Source organism: Streptomyces argenteolus (genome assembly GCF_042902585.1).
GTDB lineage: Bacteria > Actinomycetota > Actinomycetes > Streptomycetales > Streptomycetaceae > Streptomyces > Streptomyces argenteolus.
In genome coordinates, this window is the sequence record NZ_JBIBEG010000002.1 from 282313 (window position 1) to 305221 (window position 22909).

At 73.5% G+C, this 22909-nt stretch carries 16 protein-coding genes; 7 read left to right on the plus strand and 9 right to left on the minus strand.

Annotated features, from left to right (window positions below):
- Window positions 1-174: 174 nt before the first annotated feature.
- Complete coding sequence (locus ACFY8O_RS07940) at window positions 175-1710, minus strand: PucR family transcriptional regulator ligand-binding domain-containing protein (RefSeq protein ID WP_387899960.1); 1536 nt, start codon at window positions 1708-1710, stop codon at window positions 175-177.
- Between the two features lie 121 nt (window positions 1711-1831).
- Between ACFY8O_RS07940 and ACFY8O_RS07945 the strand changes: the two genes are divergently transcribed.
- From ACFY8O_RS07945 to ACFY8O_RS07955, 3 genes are all read left to right on the plus strand, one after another.
- Window positions 1832-3295, plus strand: coding sequence for a sodium:solute symporter (locus ACFY8O_RS07945; protein WP_387899962.1), 1464 nt, complete (start codon window positions 1832-1834; stop codon window positions 3293-3295).
- Window positions 3296-3477: 182 nt separating this feature from the next.
- Complete coding sequence (gene speB, locus ACFY8O_RS07950) at window positions 3478-4446, plus strand: agmatinase (RefSeq protein WP_145801407.1); 969 nt, start codon at window positions 3478-3480, stop codon at window positions 4444-4446.
- Window positions 4443-6125 carry a thiamine pyrophosphate-binding protein gene (locus ACFY8O_RS07955; RefSeq protein ID WP_145801408.1) on the plus strand — a complete coding sequence of 561 codons (1683 nt, stop codon included), beginning with the start codon at window positions 4443-4445 and terminating at the stop codon, window positions 6123-6125. The genes speB and ACFY8O_RS07955 overlap by 4 nt, the downstream gene beginning before the upstream one ends.
- 71 nt (window positions 6126-6196) lie before the next feature.
- On the opposite strand, the gene ACFY8O_RS07960 is transcribed toward ACFY8O_RS07955, so the two are convergent.
- Window positions 6197-6559 carry a hypothetical protein gene (locus ACFY8O_RS07960; protein WP_387899964.1) on the minus strand — a complete coding sequence of 121 codons (363 nt, stop codon included), beginning with the start codon at window positions 6557-6559 and terminating at the stop codon, window positions 6197-6199.
- Window positions 6560-6877: 318 nt separating this feature from the next.
- Between ACFY8O_RS07960 and ACFY8O_RS07965 the strand changes: the two genes are divergently transcribed.
- From ACFY8O_RS07965 to ACFY8O_RS07975, 3 genes are all read left to right on the plus strand, one after another.
- On the plus strand, window positions 6878-10585 hold the full coding sequence (locus ACFY8O_RS07965; protein ID WP_387901040.1) for an ABC transporter ATP-binding protein: 3708 nt from the start codon (window positions 6878-6880) through the stop codon (window positions 10583-10585).
- Window positions 10586-10645: 60 nt separating this feature from the next.
- Window positions 10646-11125 carry a hypothetical protein gene (locus ACFY8O_RS07970; protein WP_387899966.1) on the plus strand — a complete coding sequence of 160 codons (480 nt, stop codon included), beginning with the start codon at window positions 10646-10648 and terminating at the stop codon, window positions 11123-11125.
- A gap of 77 nt (window positions 11126-11202) precedes the next feature.
- Window positions 11203-12687: a S28 family serine protease gene (locus tag ACFY8O_RS07975; RefSeq protein ID WP_387899967.1), complete on the plus strand. Its 1485-nt coding sequence runs from the start codon at window positions 11203-11205 to the stop codon at window positions 12685-12687.
- Between the two features lie 45 nt (window positions 12688-12732).
- Here the strand turns inward: ACFY8O_RS07975 and ACFY8O_RS07980 are convergent, their stop codons facing one another.
- The 3 genes from ACFY8O_RS07980 to ACFY8O_RS07990 form a co-directional block, all read right to left on the minus strand.
- The gene (locus ACFY8O_RS07980; protein ID WP_387899969.1) at window positions 12733-13323 is read right to left on the minus strand and encodes a hypothetical protein; all 591 of its coding nucleotides are present in this window, start codon (window positions 13321-13323) and stop codon (window positions 12733-12735) included.
- Between the two features lie 117 nt (window positions 13324-13440).
- On the minus strand, window positions 13441-15279 hold the full coding sequence (locus ACFY8O_RS07985) for a glycoside hydrolase family 3 protein (RefSeq protein WP_387899971.1): 1839 nt from the start codon (window positions 15277-15279) through the stop codon (window positions 13441-13443).
- Window positions 15280-15418: 139 nt separating this feature from the next.
- Window positions 15419-16327, minus strand: coding sequence for a LysR family transcriptional regulator (locus ACFY8O_RS07990; protein WP_145801415.1), 909 nt, complete (start codon window positions 16325-16327; stop codon window positions 15419-15421).
- Window positions 16328-16450: 123 nt separating this feature from the next.
- On the opposite strand from ACFY8O_RS07990, the gene ACFY8O_RS07995 reads away from it, so the two are divergent.
- On the plus strand, window positions 16451-17353 hold the full coding sequence (locus tag ACFY8O_RS07995; protein ID WP_387899973.1) for an EamA family transporter: 903 nt from the start codon (window positions 16451-16453) through the stop codon (window positions 17351-17353).
- Here the strand turns inward: ACFY8O_RS07995 and ACFY8O_RS08000 are convergent, their stop codons facing one another.
- The 4 genes from ACFY8O_RS08000 to ACFY8O_RS08015 form a co-directional block, all read right to left on the minus strand.
- Window positions 17354-18142 carry a sugar phosphate isomerase/epimerase family protein gene (locus ACFY8O_RS08000; RefSeq protein WP_387899975.1) on the minus strand — a complete coding sequence of 263 codons (789 nt, stop codon included), beginning with the start codon at window positions 18140-18142 and terminating at the stop codon, window positions 17354-17356. It lies immediately after the preceding gene.
- Window positions 18143-18250: 108 nt separating this feature from the next.
- Window positions 18251-18826 (minus strand): GAF domain-containing protein, encoded by a 576-nt coding sequence (locus ACFY8O_RS08005; protein ID WP_387901043.1) that lies wholly within the window; start codon window positions 18824-18826, stop codon window positions 18251-18253.
- 4 nt (window positions 18827-18830) lie between these two features.
- Complete coding sequence (locus tag ACFY8O_RS08010) at window positions 18831-19712, minus strand: S8 family peptidase (protein ID WP_145801419.1); 882 nt, start codon at window positions 19710-19712, stop codon at window positions 18831-18833.
- A 3-nt stretch (window positions 19713-19715) separates the two neighbouring features.
- A complete protein-coding gene (locus tag ACFY8O_RS08015; RefSeq protein ID WP_387899977.1) occupies window positions 19716-22841 on the minus strand; it encodes an adenylate/guanylate cyclase domain-containing protein in 3126 nt (1041 codons plus the stop codon).
- Window positions 22842-22909: the final 68 nt, after the last annotated feature.

Below are 22909 nucleotides of genomic sequence, written 5' to 3' on the forward strand. Positions count from 1 at the left end.
GGGAACGGCCGCCACCGGTGATCGCTGCCCCCACGCGGCGCCGCTTCGCCGCCATGCTGGGGATCTCCGTCACCGGACCCGCCGGAACGACTGCCTCGGATCTCCGTCACCGGACCCGTGGGCACGACTGCCTCGGATCTACCGAGCCCGTGGGAACGACTGCCTCCGCCCCGGTCAGCGCTGCCGTAGCGCGAACCACAGCTCCGTCCGTACGTCCATGTCGTCCAGGTCCACGTCCAGCAGCGCCGCGCACCGGGCGATGCGTTGGCGCACGGTGTTGCGGTGGACCTTGAGGGCCACCGCCGTGCGGTCCCAGCTGCCGTGGAGGCTCAGCCAGCAGCGCAGCGTCTCGCCCAGCGGTTCGGTCAGCGGGGCCAGGAGGGCGCGGGCGTGGGCCTCGGCGCGGTCCGGGGGGACGAGGCCCGCCAGGCCTCCGATGCCCGGACGGTGCCTGGTCAGGGCGGCGCGCGTGGCCTCCGCGTGACCCAGGGCGCGGGCCGCCTGGGTGTCGGCCAGGGGCAGGGCCGAGGGCGGGGCGGGCTCGGAGACCCCGAGCGTCCAGCCCGGCTGCGCGACCACCTCGTGGCCGCCCGGCAGCAGGACCCGCACGGTCTCCCGCTCGACGTCGGCCAGGGCGGAGTCCAGCGCGGCGGCGAGCGCGCCGGCGGTCAGGGTGTCGGCCGGGGTGCCGTCGGTGCGCCGGGCGTGCACCACCGTCCAGGAGTCCCCGCCGCCCAGCAGCGGGGCCACCTCGTGCGGGGCGGCCCCCAGCAGCAGCCGTACGAGCGCCGCCGAGCGGCCCGCCGCGTCCGCGCCCTGGTGCGGGGCGGTGAGCAGCGAGAGGAGCACCACGGCGATACCGGCCACCGTGTGGTCGCCGGACTCGCGCCGGGGTGTCGCCAGGACGAGGGCGAGGCCCTGTGCGCCGCCGAGCGCGTACGCGGACAACTGGCTCCCGCCGCGCGCGTCGGTCGCCGATGACGGGCTCTGCTTCCGGGCGGAGGAGGCGGCCGGGGCAGGGGCGGAGGCCGGGACGGCGGGTGAGGCGGACGTGGCGGGCGGGGCAGGGGAGCCGGGGGGCGCGGGCCGCGCCGGCGCCACCACCCGGGCCAGCCGCGCCAGCGCCGCCCGCACGTCGGGCGCCGTACGCCCTCCCGCCGCGTGCAGCACCTCGCCGTCCGCCGTGAGCAGCGCCACCCTGCCCTCCAGCTGGACGGCGAGCTGGCGCAGGACCGCGGGCACGGGGTCGGGCCGGGCCGCCGCCGTCGCCAGGGCCTGCTGCGCCCGCGTCACCCGGCGCAGCTCGCGGTGCCGGGCCTCCGCCATGAGCCGCCACACCGCCCGCGCGACCGCGGCGAAGCGCGTCTCCGGCGGGACCTCCAGCAGCGGCAGCCCGTGCCGCTCGCATGCCTCCACCAGGGTTTCCGGCACCGTGTCGTGCACCGGCGCCACCCCGAAGCCGAGCGCCGCCGCCCCCGCCTGGACCAGCCGGGCCACATAGGTGTCGGCCTCCGCGAGCTGGACACCGGCGGTCAGCACCAGTTCGCCGCCGAGCAGGTACGGATACGGGTCGGCCATCTCCGTGGTGTGCACCCACAGCAGTTCCGCGTGGTCCGGACCGGCGATCCGCCGGAGCCCCAGCTCCTCCCGGCCGAGGAGTTCGGCCAGGGCGATGGGCGGGGACGGGGGCCCTGCGGGGGAGTCCGGCATGGACGATTCATCCATTCATCGTGGTGAGGATGGAGGAAACGTACACTTCAGCGTCGGCTTCCGGCCACCTACCGTCGTGTCCACACGCGCCCTCGAACGGAAACGAGACGGAGGAAAGCCCATGGCTGTCGACTACGCGGTGATCGTCGTCTATCTGGCCGGCATGCTCGCCATGGGCTGGTGGGGCATGCGCCGTGCCAAGTCCAAGAGCGAGTTCCTGGTCGCCGGGCGGCGGCTCGGCCCCTGGATGTACTCCGGCACGATGGCCGCGATCGTCCTCGGCGGTGCCTCGACCATCGGTGGCGTCGGCCTCGGCTACCAGTACGGCCTCTCCGGTGCGTGGATGGTCTTCACGATCGGCCTCGGGCTGCTCGCCCTGTCCGTGTTCTTCTCGGCCCGCATCGCCCGGCTGAAGGTCTACACCGTCTCCGAGATGCTCGACCTGCGCTACGGCGGCAGGGCCGGAATCATCTCCGGCGTCGTCATGTGGGCGTACACCCTGATGCTCGCGGTGACGTCGACCATCGCGTACGCCACCATCTTCGACGTCCTCTTCGACGTGAACCGGACCGTCGCGATCATCCTCGGCGGCACCATCGTCGTCGCCTACTCGACCCTCGGCGGCATGTGGTCGATCACGATCACCGACATGGTGCAGTTCGTCGTCAAGACGATCGGTGTGCTGCTCCTCCTCCTGCCGATCGCGGTGATCAAGGCGGGCGGCTTCGGCGAGATGAAGGCGCAGCTGCCCACCGAGTACTTCGACCCGCTGGGCATCGGGGGCGAGACGATCTTCACGTACGTCCTGATCTACACCTTCGGCATGCTGATCGGCCAGGACATCTGGCAGCGCGTGTTCACCGCGCGCAGCGACAGCACGGCCCGCTGGGGCGGCACCGTCGCCGGTACCTACTGCCTGGTGTACGCGGTCGCCGGAGCCGTCATCGGGACGGCCGCGAAGGTGATGTACCCGAAGCTGCCCAGCGCGGACGCGGCGTTCGCGACGATCGTGAAGGACGAGCTGCCGGTCGGTGTGCGCGGGCTCGTGCTGGCCGCCGCGCTCGCCGCGGTGATGTCCACCTCCTCCGGGGCGCTGATCGCCTGCGCCACCGTGGCCAACAACGACATCTGGTCGCGGCTGCGGGGCGCGGTCGCCGGGGGCGGCGGCGAGGAGCGGGACGAGGTGAAGGGGAACCGGGCGTTCATCCTCCTCATGGGTGTGGCCGTGATCGTGATCGCCATCGCGCTCAACGACGTCGTCGAGGCGCTGACCGTCGCCTACAACCTGCTGGTCGGCGGGCTGCTCGTACCGATCCTCGGCGGCCTGCTGTGGCGCCGGGGCACGGCGGCGGGCGCGCTGGCCGCCGTCGTCGTCGGCGGCGTCGCGGTCATCGGGCTGATGGCCGGCTACGGCATCCTCGCGAACGAGCCGGTCTACTACGGGCTGCTCGCCTCGCTCGCCGTGTACGTCGCCGTATCGCTGGCGACCAGGCCGACCGACGCCGCCGTGCTGGCCGCCTGGCGCGAACGGCTGGCCGGCCGGGGGACCGAGGACCCGGCCACCCCGGACCCGGTCACCGTCTGACCACTGCGTGCCGGAGAGGGCCCCCGCACCGCGGGGCTCTCCTCGTCGCAGGGGCGGACCGGCCCCCTGCCGCAGGGTCCGTCCCCACCTCGAAGGGCGGACCCGCGTCCGCCCCCTGAAAGACTGAATACCGTATCAACGCCCACAAGGCGTGCATCGTTGAACGAAAGGCACCCGGACCCATGAGCAGCAACGAAACGCCGCGCGGACCCGTCGACTCCTCCCGCGTCCCGCGGTACGCCGGACCCGCGACGTTCGCCCGGCTGCCGCGGCTCGACGAGGTCGGCTCCGCCGACGTCGCCGTCGTCGGCGTGCCCTTCGACGCCGGTGTCTCCTACCGCCCCGGTGCCCGCTTCGGCGGCAACGCCATCCGCGAGGCCTCCCGCCTCCTGCGCCCGTACAACCCCGCGCAGGACGCCTCCCCGTTCGCGCTCGCGCAGGTCGCCGACGCCGGTGACATCGCCGCGAACCCCTTCGACATCAACCAGGCCGTCGAGACGATCGAGGCCGCGGCCGACGAGCTCCTCGGCACCGGCGCCCGGCTGATGACGCTCGGCGGCGACCACACCATCGCGCTGCCGCTGCTGCGGTCCGTCGCCAAGAAGCACGGCCCGGTCGCCCTGCTCCACTTCGACGCCCACCTGGACACCTGGGACACCTACTTCGGAGCCGAGTACACCCACGGAACCCCGTTCCGCCGCGCCGTCGAGGAGGGCATCCTCGACACGGAGGCGCTCTCCCACGTCGGCACCCGCGGCCCGCTGTACGGCAAGCAGGACCTCACCGACGACGCCAAGATGGGCTTCGGCATCGTCACCTCGGCCGACGTCATGCGCCGCGGCGTGGACGAGATCGCCGACCAGCTGCGCCGGCGCATCGGCGACCGTCCGCTCTACATCTCCATCGACATCGACGTGCTCGACCCGGCGCACGCGCCCGGCACCGGCACCCCCGAGGCCGGTGGCCTCACCTCGCGCGAGCTCCTGGAGATCCTGCGCGGGCTCTCCTCCTGCCACCTCGTCTCGGCCGACCTGGTCGAGGTCGCCCCGGCGTACGATCACGCGGAGATCACCTCCGTCGCCGCCTCGCACACGGCGTACGAGCTGACGACGATCATGTCCCGCCAGATCGCGGAGGGCCGCACCCAGTGAGTCACGACCACGACGACCGCCCGCAGCTCACCGCCGCGCAGGCCGAGGCGGCCCTGAACCCGCCGGCCGGCCGCAACGGCGGAGACCTCGTGGTCGAGACCCTCCAGGGACTCGGCGCCACCACCGTCTTCGGGCTGCCGGGGCAGCACGCGCTCGGCATGTTCGACGCGCTGCGCCGCTCCTCGCTCTCGTACGTCGGACTGCGCGTCGAGAACAACGCGGGCTTCGCCGCCGACGCCTACGGGCGTATCACCGGAGAGGTGGCACCCCTGCTGCTCTCCACCGGTCCGGGCGCGCTCACCTCCCTGGCCGCGCTCCAGGAGGCGGCAGCCGCGTCCGCGCCCGTGCTGGCGATCTCCAGCCAGATCCCCACCGCCGGACTCGGCGGCGGGCGCCACGGCTATCTGCACGAGCTCCGCGACCAGAAGGCGTCCTTCCGGGACGTCGTGAAGTCCGTGCACACCGTGCGCACCGCCTCGCAGATCCCCTCCGCGATCGCCGCCGCCTGGGAGTCCGCCCTCACCGCCCCGCACGGGCCGGTCTGGGTGGAGGTCCCGCAGGACGTGCTCCTCGCGGAGACCGTCCTGCCCGTGGTGAGCGCGCTCGACGCCACCCCGCGCGAGCTCTACCCGCGCCCGGAGCTGACCCTCGCGGCGGCCCACCTGCTGTCCCACGCCGAGCGCCCGGTGATCATCGCGGGCGGCGGGGTCGTACGCTCCGACGCGGCCGGGAAACTGCGCGCGCTCGCGGAGAAGATCGACGCCCCCGTCGTCACCACCTTCGGCGGCAAGGGCGCCTTCCCGTGGGAGCACCCGCTCTCGCTCAGGTCCTGGCTGGAGGACCGGTACACCACGGACTTCCTGGAATCCGCGGACGTGCTGCTGGTCGTCGGGTCGGGGCTCGGGGAGCTCTCCTCGAACTACCACACGTTCGCCCCGCGCGGCCGGGTGATCCAGATCGAGGCCGACGCCGGGAAGCTGGAGTCCAACCACCCCGCCCTCGGCATCCACTCCGACGCCCGCGAGGCCCTGGCCGACCTCCTGGAGGCGGTGGAGCCCCGCCGGGACGACACCGCGGCCGAGCGGGTCCGGGCGCTGCTGGAGCGGGTCCACGAGCGGATCTCGTCCCAGGACCTCGCGCTGGAGCAGCAGGTGCTCGCCTCCGTGCGTGAGGCGCTGCCCGACACTTCGCCCAGCTTCTGGGACATGACGATCCTCGCCTACTGGGCCTGGTCCGCCTTCGACGCCCGCCACCCGAACACGATGCACTCGGCGCAGGGTGCGGGCGGTCTGGGCTACGGCTTCCCGGCGGCGATCGGCGCCGCCGCCGCCGATCCGACGCGGCCGGTGCTCGCGGTCTCCGGTGACGGCGGCGCGATGTACTCGATCGCCGAACTGGCGACCGTGCGCCAGTACGACCTGCCCGTCACCTGGCTGATCGTCGACGACGGGGGCTACGGCATCCTGCGGGAGTACATGACGGGCGCCTTCGGCGAGGCCACGGCGACCGAGCTGTCCCGCCCGGACTTCGTCGCCCTGGCCGAGTCCTTCGGCGTGCCCGCCGTCCTCACCAGCCCGCAGAGCCTGGCCGCCGACCTCGGCAAGGCCCTCGCCGCCCCGGGCCCGTCGGTGGTGGTGCTCCCCGCGCTGCTGAAGATGTTCGAGCCGACGCACCTGTAGCGGACCCCGTGCGGCAGGGCCTGGAGGCGCGACGCCCCGGGCCCTGCCGCACTCCGTTCACCGGGCCCCGTTCACCGGGCTCCGGCCTTGCCGAGCGCCGCCTCCTGCGCCGCGCGGCCCTCGTGGAAGCGCTCCTGGAGCGCGGTGTCGCGCAGGGAGCCCGGCAGGTTCCTCCCGGCGGGCAGCAGATCCGGCAGAGACCTGAACACCGCTGCCGCCGCCGCGCCCTGTCCCCTGTTCCTGGCGGCCAGCAGATACTTCCCGGCCAGGTGGAGGTGCTTGGTCAGGTGCTTCGACGGCTCCAGGGCCAGCTTCCGCAGGACGTCCGGCCTGCCGAGCGAGTGGTTCCCGCCTTCGCCGAGCCTCTCCAGTTCCGCCAGGGCCGCGTAGAGCCGGCCGCAGAGGTGGGCCTCCGCGTCGAGGTCGTTCGCCATCGGCTTCCCCATTCCCGTGATCCCGGTACGAGCGGCCATCCTCACCCCGGCGGTCCTAGGACCACCCGGGGGCACGCCTGGGACCATCGGCCGAGAATTGTTGCGGAAGGATGAAATCCGCTGCTGACCGCGTTGGGGACATGCGGTAGGTCAGGCGGGGCGACGGGGCGAGTACAGGAGGCACGGGTGGCGGGCGCGGAGAAACAGGGCGTGGCGGAACAGGGCCCCGCCCGGCGGGGCCCTGCCGAGCAGGGCGCCACCGGTGGGAACGGAGGCACCGGGCAGCAGGGCGTCCAGGCGCAGGGCTGGGGCCGGAGGCTGACCGGGTACGCCTGGCGCTACCGGCGCAATGTCGTGCTGGCCCTCGGCTCCTCGCTCGCCGGCATGGGCGTGATGGCCCTCGTCCCGCTCATCACCAAGGTGATCATCGACGACGTCGTCGGAAGCCACACCCGCTCCCTCGGCGTCTGGACCGGCCTGCTCATCGCGGCGGCCGTCGTCGTCTACGCCGCCACGTTCGTCCGCCGCTACTACGGCGGCCGGCTCGCTCTCGACGTACAGCACGATCTTCGGACCGAGATGTACACCACCCTCACCCGGCTCGACGGCAAGCGGCAGGACGAGCTCTCCACCGGGCAGGTCGTCGGGAGGGCCACCAGCGACCTCCAACTGATCCAGGGGCTCCTCTTCATGCTCCCGATGACCATCGGGAACATCCTGCTCTTCCTCATCTCCCTGGTGATCATGGCGTGGCTCTCGCTGCCCCTGACCCTCGTCGCCCTCGCCGTGGCCCCCGCGCTCTGGTTCATCGCCCGCCGCTCCAAGGCCCGCCTCTTCCCCGCCACCTGGTACGCCCAGAGCCAGGCCGCCGCCGTCGCCGGTGTCGTCGACGGGGCCGTCTCCGGCGTCCGGGTCGTCAAGGGATTCGGACAGGAGGAGCAGGAGGCGGGCAAGCTCCGCGAGGTCAGCCGCAAGCTCTTCGCGGGCCGGCTGCGTACGATCCGGCTGAACTCGCGCTACACCCCGGCGCTCCAGGCCGTTCCCGCCCTCGGCCAGGTCGCGATGCTGGCCCTGGGCGGCTGGCTCGCCACCCGGGGCGAGATCACCCTCGGCACGTTCGTCGCCTTCTCCACCTATCTCGCCCAGCTCGTCGGCCCGGTCCGGATGCTCGCCATGGTCCTCACCGTCGGCCAGCAGGCCCGGGCCGGGGTGGAGCGCGTCCTGGAGCTCATCGACACCGAGCCGTCCATGAAGGACGGCACCAAGGAGCTCCCCGCCGACGCCCCGGCGCGCGTCGAGTTCGACGACGTGCGCTTCGGTTACGACGACGAGCGGCCGGTACTCGACGGCTTCTCCCTCACCATCGAACCCGGTGAGACCGTCGCCGTGGTCGGCGCCTCGGGCAGCGGCAAGTCCACGGTCTCGCTCCTGCTGCCCCGCTTCTACGACGTCTCGCACGGCGCCGTCCTGGTCGGCGGCCACGACGTGCGTGAGCTGACCCAGGAGTCGCTGCGGGCCGCCATCGGACTCGTCCCCGAGGACAGCTTCCTCTTCTCCGAGTCCGTCGGCGCCAACATCGCCTACGGGCACCCCGGCGCCACCCAGGAGCAGATCGAGCGCGCCGCGCGGGCCGCCCAGGCCCACGGCTTCATCTCCGAGCTGCCCGACGGCTACGACACCAAGGTCGGCGAGCACGGCCTCACCCTCTCCGGAGGCCAGCGCCAGCGCGTCGCGCTCGCCCGCGCCATCCTCACCGACCCGCGTCTGCTGCTCCTCGACGACGCGACCTCCGCCGTCGACGCCCGGGTCGAGCACGAGATCCACGAGGTGCTGGCGCAGGTCATGGAGGGCCGCACCACCCTGCTGATAGCCCACCGCCGCTCCACCCTCGGCCTCGCGGACCGCATCGCGGTCCTCGACCAGGGGCGGCTCGCCGACATCGGCACCCACGCCGAGCTGGAGCGCCGCTCGGCGCTCTACCGCAGGCTGCTCACCGACCCGGACGAGATGCGGGGCACCTCTCCCGGCCACCGGCCGAAGCCGGTCGCCGCGGAGCCCGAGGACGACCGCGCGCTCCTGGAGGAGCTCGACGCGGAGTTCGACGCCGAGCGCGGCGTCACCCCCGCGCTGTGGATCCGCAAGGAGGAGCAGCGCGACACGGCGGCGGCGGGAATGCCCGCCACCCCCGAGCTCCTGGCCCAGGTGGACGCGCTGCCGCCCGCCACCGACACCCCAGGGATCGACGAGGCGAGTGCGGCACGCCCGGAGGAGTCGTACGGCCTGCGCAGGCTGCTGCGCGGTTTCGGCGCGGCGCTGCTGGTGAGCCTCGGGCTGGTCGCCGTCGACGCGGGCATGGGCCTGCTGCTGCCCGTGCTGATCCGGCACGGCATCGACGACGGTGTCACGCAGATGGCGCTCGGCGCGGTCTGGGCCGCGGCGGGACTCGGCCTGCTCGCCGTCCTGGTGCAGTGGGCCGCCCAGATCGGCGAGACCCGGATGACGGGCCGCACCGGTGAACGCGTGCTGTACTCCCTGCGCCTCAAGATCTTCGCGCAGCTCCAGCGGCTCGGGCTCGACTACTACGAGCGCGAGCTGACCGGCCGGATCATGACCAGGATGACGACCGACGTCGACGCCCTCTCGACCTTCCTCCAGACGGGCCTGGTCACCGCCTTCGTCTCCCTGGTCACCTTCTTCGGCATCACGGTCGTGCTGCTCGTCCTCGACGTCCAGCTGGCCCTGGTCGTCTTCGCGACGCTGCCGGTGCTGATCGTCGGCACCTTCTTCTTCCGCCGCAAGAGCGTCAAGGCGTACGAACTCGCCCGTGAGCGCATCAGCGTCGTCAACGCCGACCTCCAGGAGTCCGTCGCGGGGCTGCGGATCGTGCAGGCCTTCCGCCGGGAGCACGACGGTGCCGAGCGCTTCGCGGAGCGCAGCGACCACTACCGACAGGCCAGGGTCCGGGGGCAGTGGCTGATCTCGGTCTACTTCCCCTTCGTGCAGCTGCTCGCCTCCGTCGCCGCGGCTGCGGTACTGATCGTCGGCGCGGGCCGCGTGGACGACGGCACGCTGACCACGGGGGCGCTGGTCGCCTACCTCCTCTACATCGACCTGTTCTTCGCTCCCGTCCAGCAGCTGTCCCAGGTCTTCGACGGCTACCAGCAGGCCAGCGTCTCGCTCGGCCGTATCCAGGAACTGCTGCGGGAGCCGACCTCCACGGCCGATCACGAGGAGCCGCTGGCGGTGACCTCGCTGCGCGGCGAGATCGCCTTCGAGGACGTGTCCTTCGCCTACACCGGCGAGGAGGAGGCCCTGACCGGCATCGACCTGCGGATTCCGGCCGGCCAGACGGTGGCGTTCGTCGGCGAGACCGGCGCCGGCAAGTCGACGCTCGTCAAGCTCGTCGCCCGCTTCTACGACCCGACGAGCGGCCGGGTCACGGCGGACGGCACGGATCTGCGCCGCCTCGACAGGACGGCGTACCGGCACCGGCTCGGTGTCGTGCCCCAGGAGGCCTACCTCTTCGAGGGCACGGTCCGTGACGCCATCGCCTACGGGCTCCCGGAGGCCACGGACGCCCAGGTGGAGGCGGCGGCGAGGGCGGTCGGGGCGCACGACATGATCGCCACCCTGGAGGACGGCTATCTGCACGAGGTCGCCGAGCGGGGCCGCAACCTCTCGGCCGGACAGCGCCAGCTGATCGCGCTCGCCCGGGCCGAGCTGGTCGACCCGGACATCCTGCTGCTCGACGAGGCGACCGCCTCCCTCGACCTCGCCAGCGAGGCCCAGGTCAACCAGGCCACCGACCGGCTCGCGGGCCGGCGCACCACGCTGGTGGTCGCCCACCGGCTGACGACGGCCGCCCGCGCGGACCGGGTCGTGGTCATGGACCGGGGCAGGGTGGCCGAGGACGGCACCCACGACGAGCTGCTGGCCAGGGGAGGCGCGTACGCGCGGCTGTGGCGCACCTTCATAGGGGAGGACCTGGAGAAGGGCATAGGGGAGGACGCTCCGGCAGGAGTGTGAGCCCGGTCCGCAACCTGACGGCCCCTTCTCGCGTCGTACACCCATGCGTACATGGGTCGGATGGGCGTCGGAGTGTTCGATGGAACGGGTGGGGTGGACGGTGTGGCGAGACCGCTGAGGTCATCGGGAGGGCCGGAGCGGCCGAGGGCCCGGGCGGCCGGCCTGCGGGCGGGAGTGACTCTGTTCGTCCTGCCGCTGCTGGCTTCCCTGGGCCTCGTACTCGGGCCCAGCGGAGCGGCACCCGCCCAGGCCGCGTCCGGCTGCTCGGGGAGGCTCGCCACGACGGTGAAGTTCTCCACCGGCACGCTGCGCGTCTACCGGACCCGCTCCTACGCGTGCGCCGTGGCGGTCGCCAAGAAGCCGGGCGCGCGCCGGACGATGAAGGTGTCCCTTCAGCCGCGCGGCGGCCGGGCGGTCGTCGACAGCGGCAAATTCACCCAGCTGGCGGGTCCCGTGAAGGTGCACGCGCTCAACCGCTGTGTCCGCGCCTCCGGTGCGGTGGGCGGCTCCTCCGCGTCCACGGGATGGATCCTGTGCTGAGGTGCAACTGGGTCTGGCGTGGCGGGTGTTACCCCCGCTAGGTTCACGGCGTCTGTCGTGAATCAAGGGGAGGGTGCATGCGCAAGGCGCTCAGAGGCATTCTGTCGCTCGCGGTGCTCATCGGCACAGTGAGTGCGACCGGGGCCTCGGCCGGTGCGGCCACCGCCGCGGAACCGGCCGCCAAGCAGAACAGCGGCTCGACCAGCAGCAACGAGAGCAGCAGCGAGGACATCAAGGACCGCATCCTGGCCATCCCGGGAATGAGTCTGATCCAGGAGAAGCCGTACCCCGGCTACCGCTACTTCGTCCTCAACTACACCCAGCCGGTGGATCACAGGCACCCGTCCAAGGGCACCTTCCAGCAGCGCGTCACCCTGCTGCACAAGGACACGACCCGGCCGACGGTCTTCTTCACCAGCGGCTACAACGTCTCCACCAACCCCAGCCGCAGCGAGCCGACCCAGATCGTGGACGGCAACCAGGTCTCCCTGGAGTACCGTTTCTTCACCCCGTCCCGCCCGGCGCCCGCCGACTGGTCGAAGCTCGACATCTGGCAGGCCGCCAGCGACCAGCACCGCGTCTTCACCGCGCTGAAGAAGATCTACTCCGAGAACTGGCTCAGCACCGGCGGCTCCAAGGGCGGCATGACCGCCACCTACTTCGAGCGCTTCTACCCGAAGGACATGGACGGCGTCGTCGCCTACGTCGCCCCCAACGACGTCAACAACAAGGAGGACTCGGCGTACGACCGGTTCTTCGAGAACGTCGGGACCCAGGAGTGCCGCGACCGGCTGAACGGCGTCCAGCGCGAGGCCCTCGTCCGCCGGGAGCCGCTGGAGAAGAAGTACGAGGCGTACGCCGCGGAGAACGGCCTCACGTTCGACACCGTCGGCACGCTCGACAAGGCCTACGAGGCCGTCGTCATGGACTACGTCTGGGCGTACTGGCAGTACAGCCTCCTCGCCGACTGCGACTCCGTCCCGGCCGACGCCCCGAACGCCACCGACCAGGAGATCTGGGACTCCGTCGACGGCATCTCGGGCTTCTCCGCCTACGCCGACCAGGGCCTGAACACCTACACGCCGTACTACTACCAGGCCGGTACCCAGCTCGGATCGCCCGACATCGAGCAGCCCTGGCTCGGTGACCTGAGCCGCTACGGCTACCAGCCGCCGCGCAACTTCGTGCCGCGCTCCATCCCGATGAAGTTCCAGCCCTCGGCGATGCGCGACGTGGACAGCTGGGTCAGGCACAACGCCACGCGCATGCTGTACGTCTACGGCGAGAACGACCCGTGGGGCGCCGAGCCCTTCCGCCTCGGCCGGGGCGCGCACGACAGCTACGTCTACACCGTGCCGGGCGGCAACCACGGCTCCAAGGTGGCCGGCCTCGTCGCCGACGAGAAGGCCGCGGCCACCGCGGCCATCCTGCGCTGGGCCGGGGTCGCGCCCGCGGCCGTGGAGGCCGATCCCTCGAAGGCGAAGCCGCTCGCCAAGTTCGACGCGCGGCTGGACGAGCGGGACGCCGAACTGCGGCGGGACCAGGGCACGCTGCGGCCGTAGTCCGGGCCGCCCGTACCGACGTGGGCCGGGCCCGCCGGGTGTCGTTCACACCCGGCGGGCACAGCCCACCGGGCTGTCCCCTCCCAGATGCACGTAGAGGTCCGTCGCGCCGGGGCAGAGCGTGCGCCGGGCCACCGCCGACCCGATCCTGAACTCCGGCGGCAGCTCTCCCGATCCGTCGCAGGCGGTCTCCCTGACCTCGCCCTCGCGGACGCTGTGGACGCAGTCCCCGACGACCGTCAGCGGACCGCCGCCCTGCCCCGGATCGCCCGGGTGCGGGGACTCCAGGTTGCGCATGCACGCGTACCCCCGGGGAGCGGAGGGGCCGCCCGCGGAGATGTGCAGCACGAAGTCGGTCGGGGGCGGGCACGCCGGCCCGTCCCTGGGAACGCCCGTGTGACGGGCGAGCACCCGCGCCACGGCCTTCTCGCTGCCGCACGCGACCTCGCGGAAGGCCTCGCCGCGTGAGCTGCAGTCGGAGGGCCCCAGGAACTCCGCCCCGTGTCCCGAGGACGCGGGGCCGCCGCCGGGCGGGCCCGACGGGGTGTCCACCGAAGGCCGGCAGGCGGCCACCGCGAGCACCGCCACCACGGGCAGCAGGGCGCGCGACACCCTCACGACTCGGCGCTTCTCCATGGCTGACCCCCCGGTGCGTCCCCGAGGACGTGCGCCCAGCGTGGCCCGCCGGAGCGGGCACACGCCAGGCGCACGGGGTGTTTTCAGCTCATCGGGTGATCATGACGCGGATCAGGCCTACTTTCGGTAGGACAGCCCGTAGCCCACCGGGAACAGCGCCTGCGTGGGAGCGTCCGCGCGCTGGACCGGCACCGGCAGCCTGCCCTCCGGCTCGGCCCGCCCCGCGATCACCCGGGCAGCCGCCCGGAGTTCGACGTCCGTCCAGGAGTACGCGGCGAGACTGGCCGCGTAGCCCGTTCCGGCCAGCTGGGCGATGTCGTACGGGTTGCGGATCGCGAGCGTGATCACCGGGACGCCGGTCGCCACGAGCGCGCTGACCAGGGTGCGCTGGGAGCTGGTCGCCGAGACGTTGTACGTGCCCACGACGACCGCGTCCTTGCCCTGTGCCGCGGCCACCGCCTCGGCGATCTTCGCCGGGGAGGGGGCCGTCCCGGTGGAGAGGGCGGTCGCCGTGTACCCCATCTCCCCGAACGCCCCGGCGAGCGTGCTCGTCGGGGGCCCGGTCGTGCCGGAGGGCGAGGCCGGATCCGCACCGACCACCAGGAGGTCGCGGTGGGAACGGCGGGACAGGGGCAGCAGGGAACCGGTGTTGGCGAGCAGGGTGGTCGTCCGCTCGGCGATCCGGTCGGCGGCGGCGAGGTGCGCCGCGATGCCGACGGTGCGGTCGACGCCCCGGTGGGTGACGTACGGGTCGCGGAACAGCCCCAGCTTCGCCTTCAGCCGCAGGATGCGCAGGATCGATTCCTCGATCCGGGCCTCGCTGATCTCGCCGCTCTTCACGGCGTTCAGCACGGCGGTCCAGGCGACCTTCAGGTCCGGCGGGTTCAGCAGCTGGTCGACCCCGGCGAGCAGCGCCAGGACGGGGACGCGGGCGTCGCCGTACTTGGTGCGCACGCCCTCCATCCCGAGGGCGTCGGTGACCACCACGCCGTCGTAACCGAGCTCCTCGCGCAGGATGCCGGTGAGGATCGGGCGGGACAGGGTGGCCGGGTCCTCGGACGGGTCCAGGGCGGGTACCACGATGTGCGCCGTCATGATCGAGTCGATGCCGGCGGCCACCGCCGCCCGGAACGGCGGGGCGTCCAGCTCGGCCCACTGCTCCCGGGTGTGGTGGATGTAGGGCAGGCCCGTGTGGCTGTCGGTGCTGGTGTCGCCGTGGCCGGGGAAGTGCTTGGCCGTGGCGGCGACCGCGGCGCTCTGATAGCCCTTCACCTGCGCGGCGACCAGACCGGCCACGGACTCCGGGTCGGATCCGAAGGAGCGTACGCCGATGACGGGGTTGGCCGGATTGACGTTGACGTCCGCGTCCGGGGCGTAGTTCTGCCTGATCCCGAGCGCCGCCAGCTCCGTCCCGGCGATACGGCCCGCCGTACGCGCGTCGGAGCGGGAGCCGCCCGCGCCCAGCGCCATCGCGCCCGGCAGCAGGGTCGCCGGCTCCCCGACCCGGCACACGATGCCGTGCTCCTGGTCCGTGGAGATGATGAGCGGCAACGGGGTGGGCCCGGCGAGCCCGGCCCGCTGGATGCCGTTGGAGAGATCGGCGATCTGGTGCGGGTCACGGGTGTTGTGCGCCCAGGCGAAGTAGATGATGCCGCCCACGTGGTACGTGGAGATCAGCTCGGCGGCGTCCCGGACCCCGATCTCGGCGAGGTTGGCATCGACGTCCGCCTGGTCGGGTGCGGTGGCGGAATGGCCGTACACCCGCATCACGAAGAGCTGGCCGACCTTCTCCTCCAGGCTCATCCGGGCGATGAGCCGTTTGAGGGTGCTGTCCGAGGAGGTGCCGGACTCCGTTGCCCGCGCGGCCCCGGGAAGGGCGACGGCGCCGGTCGCCGCGGCTGCGGCGGTCGCTGCGGTGGCGGTGAGGAGGGTGCGTCTGGAGGTGCGGTGGTGCACGTGAGCCCCTTCCGGTGCTGAAAGAAACTTCCAAGAAGGTACGGATATATGGAAAGTAACTACCAGTCAAGAGGATGGTACGAGAAACGCGTGACACGCGCGGCCCGCGCGTGGCGTCCCGCGCAGACGAGCGCCGGCGTCAGGAGAGTCCGGCCCCCGCGCCCCGCGCGCGCAGCACGGACACCGCCGCGATGATCGCGGGCCGCCGCGCCGCCTCCTCGCGCCACAGGGCGTACAGCCGCCGCACCGGTACGGGATCCAGGCGCACCGCGACCACCCCGGGCGGCAGCGGCCCTCGGCCCAGCCGGGGGATCATCGCCACGCCGAGCCCGGCGGCGACCAGGGCCAGCTGGGTGTGGTTCTCCTCCGCCCGGTGCCGGATGTCCGGTTCGTAGCCCGCGGCCCGCAGCGTCCGTACGAGCCAGTCGTGGCACACCGTGCCGGGCGGCTGGCACACCCACCGCTCCCTGGCCAGCTCCTCCCGCCGCACCGCGTCCCGGCCGGCGAGCGGATGTCCCTCGGCCACCAGCAGGTCGCAGTGGTCGTCACCGAGCACCGCCTGGGCCACGCCCTCCGGCGCGGGCAGCGGGGAGATATCCCAGTCGTGGGCGACCGCGAGATCGACCACGCCCTTCGCCACCAGGTCGACCGAGAGGTGCGGATCGACCTCGGTCAGCCGTGCGTCCAGCGTCGGGTGCTCCCGCTCCAGCTCCGCCAGCACCCCCGGCAGCAGCCCGCGCGCCGCCGAGGCGAAGGCGGCGATCGACAGCCGGCCCGTCGGCAGACCCCGGCGCTGTTCGAGCGTCGTCTCCGCCTGCTCCATGATCGCCAGAAGCTGCTGTGCGGTCGCCGCGAGGTGCAGGGCGTCCTCGGTCAGGGCCACCCCGCGCCCGCGCCGTTCGAGCAGCGTCGTACGGGTCTCGCGCTCCAGCTTGGTGATCTGCTGCGAGACGGCCGAGGCCGTGTAGCCGAGGGCGGAGGCGGCGCCCGCGACGGAGCCGTGGACGGAGACGGCGTGCAGGGCGCGCAGCCGGGACAGGTCGAGCACCGGGGGGCCTCCGGGCGGGCGGTGGCACCGGTGGGAGCCGGTGCGAAGCGTTAGCGGTACTCAATCCAACCATGAAGAAATCCGCGCTGGTGCTACATGGTCACGGCGGCGGATGCTCGGGGCATGCGTCCCCTCCACATCGCCCTGGCCGCGCTGGTCGCCGCCGTCTGGGGTGTGAACTTCGTCGTCATCGAGCTCGGCCTCGCCCACTTCCCGCCGCTCCTCTTCTCCGCCCTGCGCTTCCTCGTCGCCGCGCTCCCCGCCGTGTTCCTCGTGGGGCGGCCCACCGTCGCGTGGAAGTGGATCATCGCGGTGGGGCTGGTCCTCGGGGTCGCCAAGTTCGGGCTGCTCTTCATCGGCATGGACCGCGGGATGCCGGCCGGGCTCTCCTCGCTGGTCCTCCAGGTCCAGGCCGTCTTCACGGCCCTCTTCGCCGCGGCGGCACTCGGCGAACGGCCGGGCCGGACCCGGGTGCTGGGGATGGGCGTGGCCCTCGCGGGCATCGGGGTGGCCGCCGTCGACGAGGGGGCGGGCGGGCCCGTGCTCGCCTTCGTCCTGGTCGTCGCGGCGGCGGCCTGCTGGGGGGTGTCGAACGTGCTGACCCGCAAGGCCGCACCCCGCGACTCGCTGAACTTCATGGTCTGGGTGTCGACGGTGCCCGTACTCCCGCTCCTCGGCCTGTCCCTGCTCCTCGAAGGCTGGGACCGCGACGCAGAGGCCCTGGCGGCGCTCGACTGGAGCGGAGTGGGCATCATCGTCTACGTCGCGTGGATCACCACGGTCTTCGGCTTCGGGGCCTGGGGCTTCCTCCTGCGCAACCACCCCGCCTCGTCCGTCGCCCCGTTCACCCTGCTCGTGCCCGTCTTCGGGATGTCCTCGGCGGCGCTCTTCCTCGGCGAGTCGATCAGCCCCCTGCGCTGGTGCGCGGCGGCGCTGCTGGTCGGCGGGGTGGCCCTGACCTCACTGGCCCGGCCCCGCCCCGCCGCCGCGCCACCGCTGCCGGAGGTCCGGGAGGCGGCCGTCTGACTACTGCTTGGGCGCGCCGAGCCGCAGGAGGTGCTCCCGCCCCGCCGCCAGCATCTCCGGCAGCGCGGTGGCCTCGGGGTACCACCGCTTCTCGTACTCCCAGCAGACCCAGGCGTCCTGGTCCAGGGTGTCCAGGCACTCCCGCAGCGGCAGCACTCCGGCCCCGAGGGCCAGCGGTGCGGTGTCCTTCGCGGAGGCGATGTCCTTCACCTGTACGTATCCCAGGTGCGGGGCCAGCACCGCGTGGCTGGCCACGGGCTCCTCACCCGCCAGCCAGGTGTGCATGACGTCCCAGAGCGCGCCGATCTGCGCGTGCCCGACGGTGCCCACCACCCGCGCGACGTCGGCCCCGGCGCGGTGCGAGTCATGGGTCTCCAGGAGGATCCGCACACCCAGGTCGGCGGCGTGCGGAGCGGCGGCGCCCAGGCGGCGGGCGGCGATCGCGTCGGACTCGGCGGGGTCCTGGTCCCCGCCCCCGGGGAACACCCGGACGTACCGGGCGCCCAGGTCGCGGGCCAGCTCCACCAGTCCGGCGAGCTCCGCGAGCACCGGCTCGTCCGCGCCCGCCGCGGCGACCCTCACGTAGCCGGCGACGGTCAGGATCTCCACCCCGCCCCGCTTGAACTCCTCCACCACGGCGGCCCGCTCGAAGGAGCCGAGACCCGGGTGCACCGGCTCCTCCGGATGGGCGCGCAGTTCGACCCCCTGGTAGCCCTGCCCTGCGGCGAGCCGTACCACGTCGGCGACGGGCAGGCCGGGTACTCCGAGGGTCGAGAAAGCGAGCTTCACGATCTGTGTCCTTCCGCTGGGGCCGGCGCGGGAACGGCCCGGCACTCACCCGGCTCCTGCCCTCCGGGACCGGCCGTCACTCCCGCGCGTCGCCCAGCGTACGGTCTCTCAGCCCGTCCCCCGCAGCAGTCGTTCCAGGCTGCCGAGCAACTGGAGCGCGTCCTCGCGCCGTTCGCCCTCCAGCCCCCGTCCGCCCGTGGCCGCCGCGTGCGGAGCGAGCACCCGCAGCGCCGCCGCCGCCTGCCGGGCGAACATCGCCAGCAGGTCCAGTTCGCGTACGCCCGAGCGGGCCTGGGGGGACGGGTCCAGCACCTCCAGCACCCCGAGGACGCGTGACTCGCTGATCAGCGGGGCGGCCATCAGCGCGTCCGGGACGTACTCGGTGGACTCCGCGAGCGAGCGGTCGAACGACGTGTTCCGGCTCAGGTCGTCCACCACCATCGGCTCACCCGAGGTGGCCACCCAGCCGGCGATGCCCCGGCCCGCGGGGAACCTCCGCCCCACCAGGAACGCCTCGCCCTCGCCGGAGACCGCCTGGAAGACCAGCTCGTCGGCCTCCTCGTCCAGCAGGCAGACGGAGCTGGCCGCCGCCCCGAAGATCGCGCGCGCCACGTCGACGACCGACTGGAGCAGCTCGTGCCGGGCGGCGTCACCCGGGGTGTGGAAAGACGGAGAGGTGAGCATGGCGTCAGTTCTCGGAGTCGTCACGGGTGTCTCCTGCCGCTGTGGAAGGACGCGGGTCCGCGTGCACGTTGGCCGCGGAGAGGTAGAGGGCGTTCTTGAGCTGGAAGGCCGTCATCCGGGGGTGCCCGGACAGGACGCGGGCGCACAGCCCCGCGACGTACGGGGTGGCGAAGCTGTTGCCGGTCGTGCGGATCGTCTTTCCGCCCAGCCACGGCACGGAGACGTTCTGCCCCGGGCCGAAGAACTCGACCGGGGGAGCCGGGTTGTAGAGGTGGAGCTCGTCGTCCTCCTGGTGGCTGCCCACGGAGATGACCGAGGCGAACCGCCAGGGGAAGCTCTCCACGGGGGTGTTGTGCGCCGAGGCGACGATCACCGTACGGTCGAAGTAGGCCTGGTCGGCCAGTCCGTGCAGCTCGGAGGCGAAGCGGGTGCGGGTGGTGGACAGGCTCAGGTTCACCACGTCGAAGCGCTGCTCGACCGCCCACCGGAGCCCGGCCATCAGGACGTCACCGGTGCCGGAGAACTGCTCTCCCAGGACCCGCACGCTGTGGATCTCGCAGTCGGGCGCGGTCCGCCGGATGATCCCCGCGCATGCCGTGCCGTGCCCGCAGGTGTCGCCGGTGGTGGTCGGCTCGACCGTGACCGCCCCGCTCTCCGGGTCCTTGACGGCCACCCAGGAGCTCTGCACGGGGCCGACCAGCGGATGGTCGCGCTCCACCCCGGAATCCACCACGCACACCCGCACCCCGCGCCCGGTCGCCTGCCGCGCGGGCAGACCGCCCGGCGGCCCCTCGTCCGCGGGGACCGGCAGATCGCGCGGGCCGCGCCCGCGCAGGCTCCAGGTGAGCCCTTGCCCCGGCACCGTGCCTGTTCCGACGGTTCCCATCGGTCAGCTCCTCTCCGTCGTGGTGACCATGGCCTCGGCCGGCACGCAGCCCGCGGCCCTGCGGGCCCCCGGCAGATGCCCCTTGCTCATGAAGTGCTCCCGTGCGGCACGCGCCGACGCCAGCGCGGCGCTTCGCCGACCGACCGCGAACAGCGTGTGGGCACGGTCCAGTTCGGCCGTCGCCCGCACCAGCGGGGAGTCCGTGAGCAGCGACGCCCGCACGGCCCGGTCCGCGAGACCGGCCGCCTCCGCCGGACGCCCGGCCGCGGCGGCGAGCCGGCCCCGCAGCCCGTTCAGGTCGACGGCGTCCGCGGGGCTCAGCTCCGAGGTCTCCCCGACGCCCGTGAGCCAGGCCGCCGCCTTGCCGGTGCGGCCCTCGTCGAGCTCGATCCGGGCGGCGTCCAGTGCCACGGCGATCCGCAGCCCGGCCGCGTCGGCGCGCCGGGCCGCAGCGTCGGCGCCGGCGAGCAGGTCCAGCGCCGCGCCGCTGTGTCCTAGCAGTGCCTCGACGGCGGCCCGGAAGACGGGCAGGAACACCTCGGCCTCGGCGAACCGCAGCTTCCCGGCCAGCTCCTGGGCCTCGGAGAGGCAGGCATGCGCGTCGAGGGGACGGTCCTGGAGCGCGTACAGCACCGCCAGGGGGCAGTTCAGGGTCAGCCTGACCGTCGGGCGGCCCTCCCCGTGCGCGGCCAGCAGGTTCCGGCAGCGGGCCACCGCCTCGGCGGCGGGGACCGGACCGCGCCACAGGGAGATGCCGATGGCCCCGAGCGCGCCGGCCCGTTCCGGCTCGGCTCCGGCCAGGACCGCCTGCTCCAGGGCCCGCGCCTGATCGCGTTCCGCCTCCTCGTGCCGGCCGGCCCGCTGGAGGTGCTGGGCGAGCCGGAGGTGGGACCTGGCCCGGCCCAGCGCGTCGCCCGCCGCCTCGAAGACCGGCAGCACCGCCCGTGCCGTCGCCGTGAGCCCGGGGCCGGGACCCGAGGGGTCCAGCACCGCGAGCGCGAGCCTGGCGTGCGCGGACTCCACGGACGAGGATTCCTGTTCGGCCACGCGGCGCAGCAGCCGTGCCCCGCTCGCGGTCCGCCCCAGTGCCACCCGGACCTCACCGAGCCTGCGGACCGAACCCACGTCGTCCGGATCCAGCTCGACCGCCCGCTCCAGCAGGTCGTCGGCCCAGGCGAGGTCGGACCGGGACGCGGCCTGCGCCCCGGCGCGGCCCAGCGCGGCGGCGGCGCGGGCGCGCAGCAGTCCCGTCCGGTCGTCGAGCAGACCGAGCTCCGTCCGGTAGCGGCAGGCGCGTTCGAGATGGCCGCCGACGGCGCCGTCCCCGGCCCGCAGCACGCCGGGCAGCTCGGCGGCCCAGGCGTGGCGGTCCGCCTTGGCACGCTTGGACAGGGAGGCGTACGTCACCTCGTGCACCAGTCCGCTGCTGAACCGGTAGGCGGCCGGCTCCGGACCCGTCCCCGGCTCCACCAGCCGCCGTCCGGCCAGCGCCACCAGCACCTCCTCGATGCGTCCCAGCCGGTGCGCCCGGTCGGCGGAGGAGACCTCCACCGCCGTCGGCCCCCGCAGCTCCGCCAGCCGCGCGGACGCCTCCAGCAGCATGAGTTCGGCCGAGGTGAACTCGCGGCCGATCACGGCGGCGAGTCCGACCATGGTCCGCTCGGTCCGGGCGAGCTCCCCGATCCGGGCGCCCAGCAGGGCCTGGAGCGTGGGCGGCAGCCCGGAGCCCTGTCCGTCCACCCCGCCGCCGACCAGCAGCTGTTCCAGGTAGAGCGGGTTGCCCTCGGCGCGGGACAGGAGCCGTTCGTCCACCGGCCCGGCACCCCCGTCGAGCCGGGCCAGCAGGCCGGCGAGCCGCACGCTCTCCTCGCGGGGCAGCCCGGCGAGCTGGAGGCAGTCCGCGGAGTCGGCCGTCCCGTCCGGGCGGCCCACCCGGACGATCAGCACTCCGGCGGGCCCCGAACCGTCCGCCAGCCGGTCCAGGGTGCGGGTGAGCAGGGGAGCGGCCTCGTGGGCGTCGTCGAGCACCAGCACGAAGGGGCGTTCCCGGGCCGCCCGTCCCAGCACCGTCGCCAGGGCGGCGCACATGTCCTCGAACGGGGCGTTGGGTGTGCCGTCGCGCAGCAGTCCCGCCGTCAGCAGGGCCGTCGCGTCGTCCTGGACCGGGGCCTCCTGGGGGGCGGCGAGGGCCGGCAGGGCGCGCAGCGCGTCGGCGAGAGGCGTCAGGGTGCCCTGGTCCCCGTGCCCGCGGCACCGGCCCGCGCCGTAGGAGAGGGACCCCGAGGCGGACCCGCGGGCCAGCCACTCCCGTACGAGCCGCGTCTTGCCGATGCCGGGCTCGCCGACCACGCGCAGCAGCGCGGCCCGCCCCGTGCGCACGGTGTCCGACAGGGCCGCGTCCAGGGCCTCCCGTTCGGCCCGGCGTCCCACGAAGGGAACGTCGAAGCGGCGCAGCAGTTCCGGGTCGTCCGCGCCGAGGGCCAGCAGCCGGTAGGCCTCCACGCTGTCCTGCTTGCCCTTGAGCCGCAGGGGCCCGGTGGGCTCGGCGGAGACCGTGGCACCGGCGGCGAGGAGGGTGTCCGGGCCGAGGAGGATCTCCCCGGCCCCGGCGTGCTGCTCCAGGCGCGCGGCGATGTTCACCGTCTCCCCCGAGACGAGCGCCTGACGGGCCGACGCGTCGCCTCCGGCCACCACCTGACCGGTGTTGACACCGATCCGGGCGGCGAGCGTGATGCCGAGCGTGGCGTTCAGCTCCTCGTTGAGCGCGGCCAGCGCGTTCCGCATGCCGAGCGCGGCGGCCAGCGCCCGCCGGGCGTCGTCCTCCCGCACCACCGGTACGCCGAACACCGCCATCACGGCGTCGCCGATGAACTTCTCCGGAGTGCCGCCCCGGGCCACGATCTGCGCGCTCATCGCCTCGAAGTACCGCAGGGTCACCGTACGCAGGGTCTCCGGGTCCAGTACGCCCGAGAGCGCGGTGGAGCCGACGAGATCGCAGAACAGCACCGTCACCGGCTTGCGTTCGTCCTCCCCGGGCGCGGGCACGGGCGCGACGGCGCACGGCGTCCCGCAGGACGAGCAGAACCTGGCGTCCTCCGGCAGGTCCTGGCGGCACGTGGGGCAGTTCATGACGTTCCCTTCTCTCCGGGGGTGGGGCCGTGCTGCCGGGCGGGCCGGGGCCGGCAGCACCGGCCCCG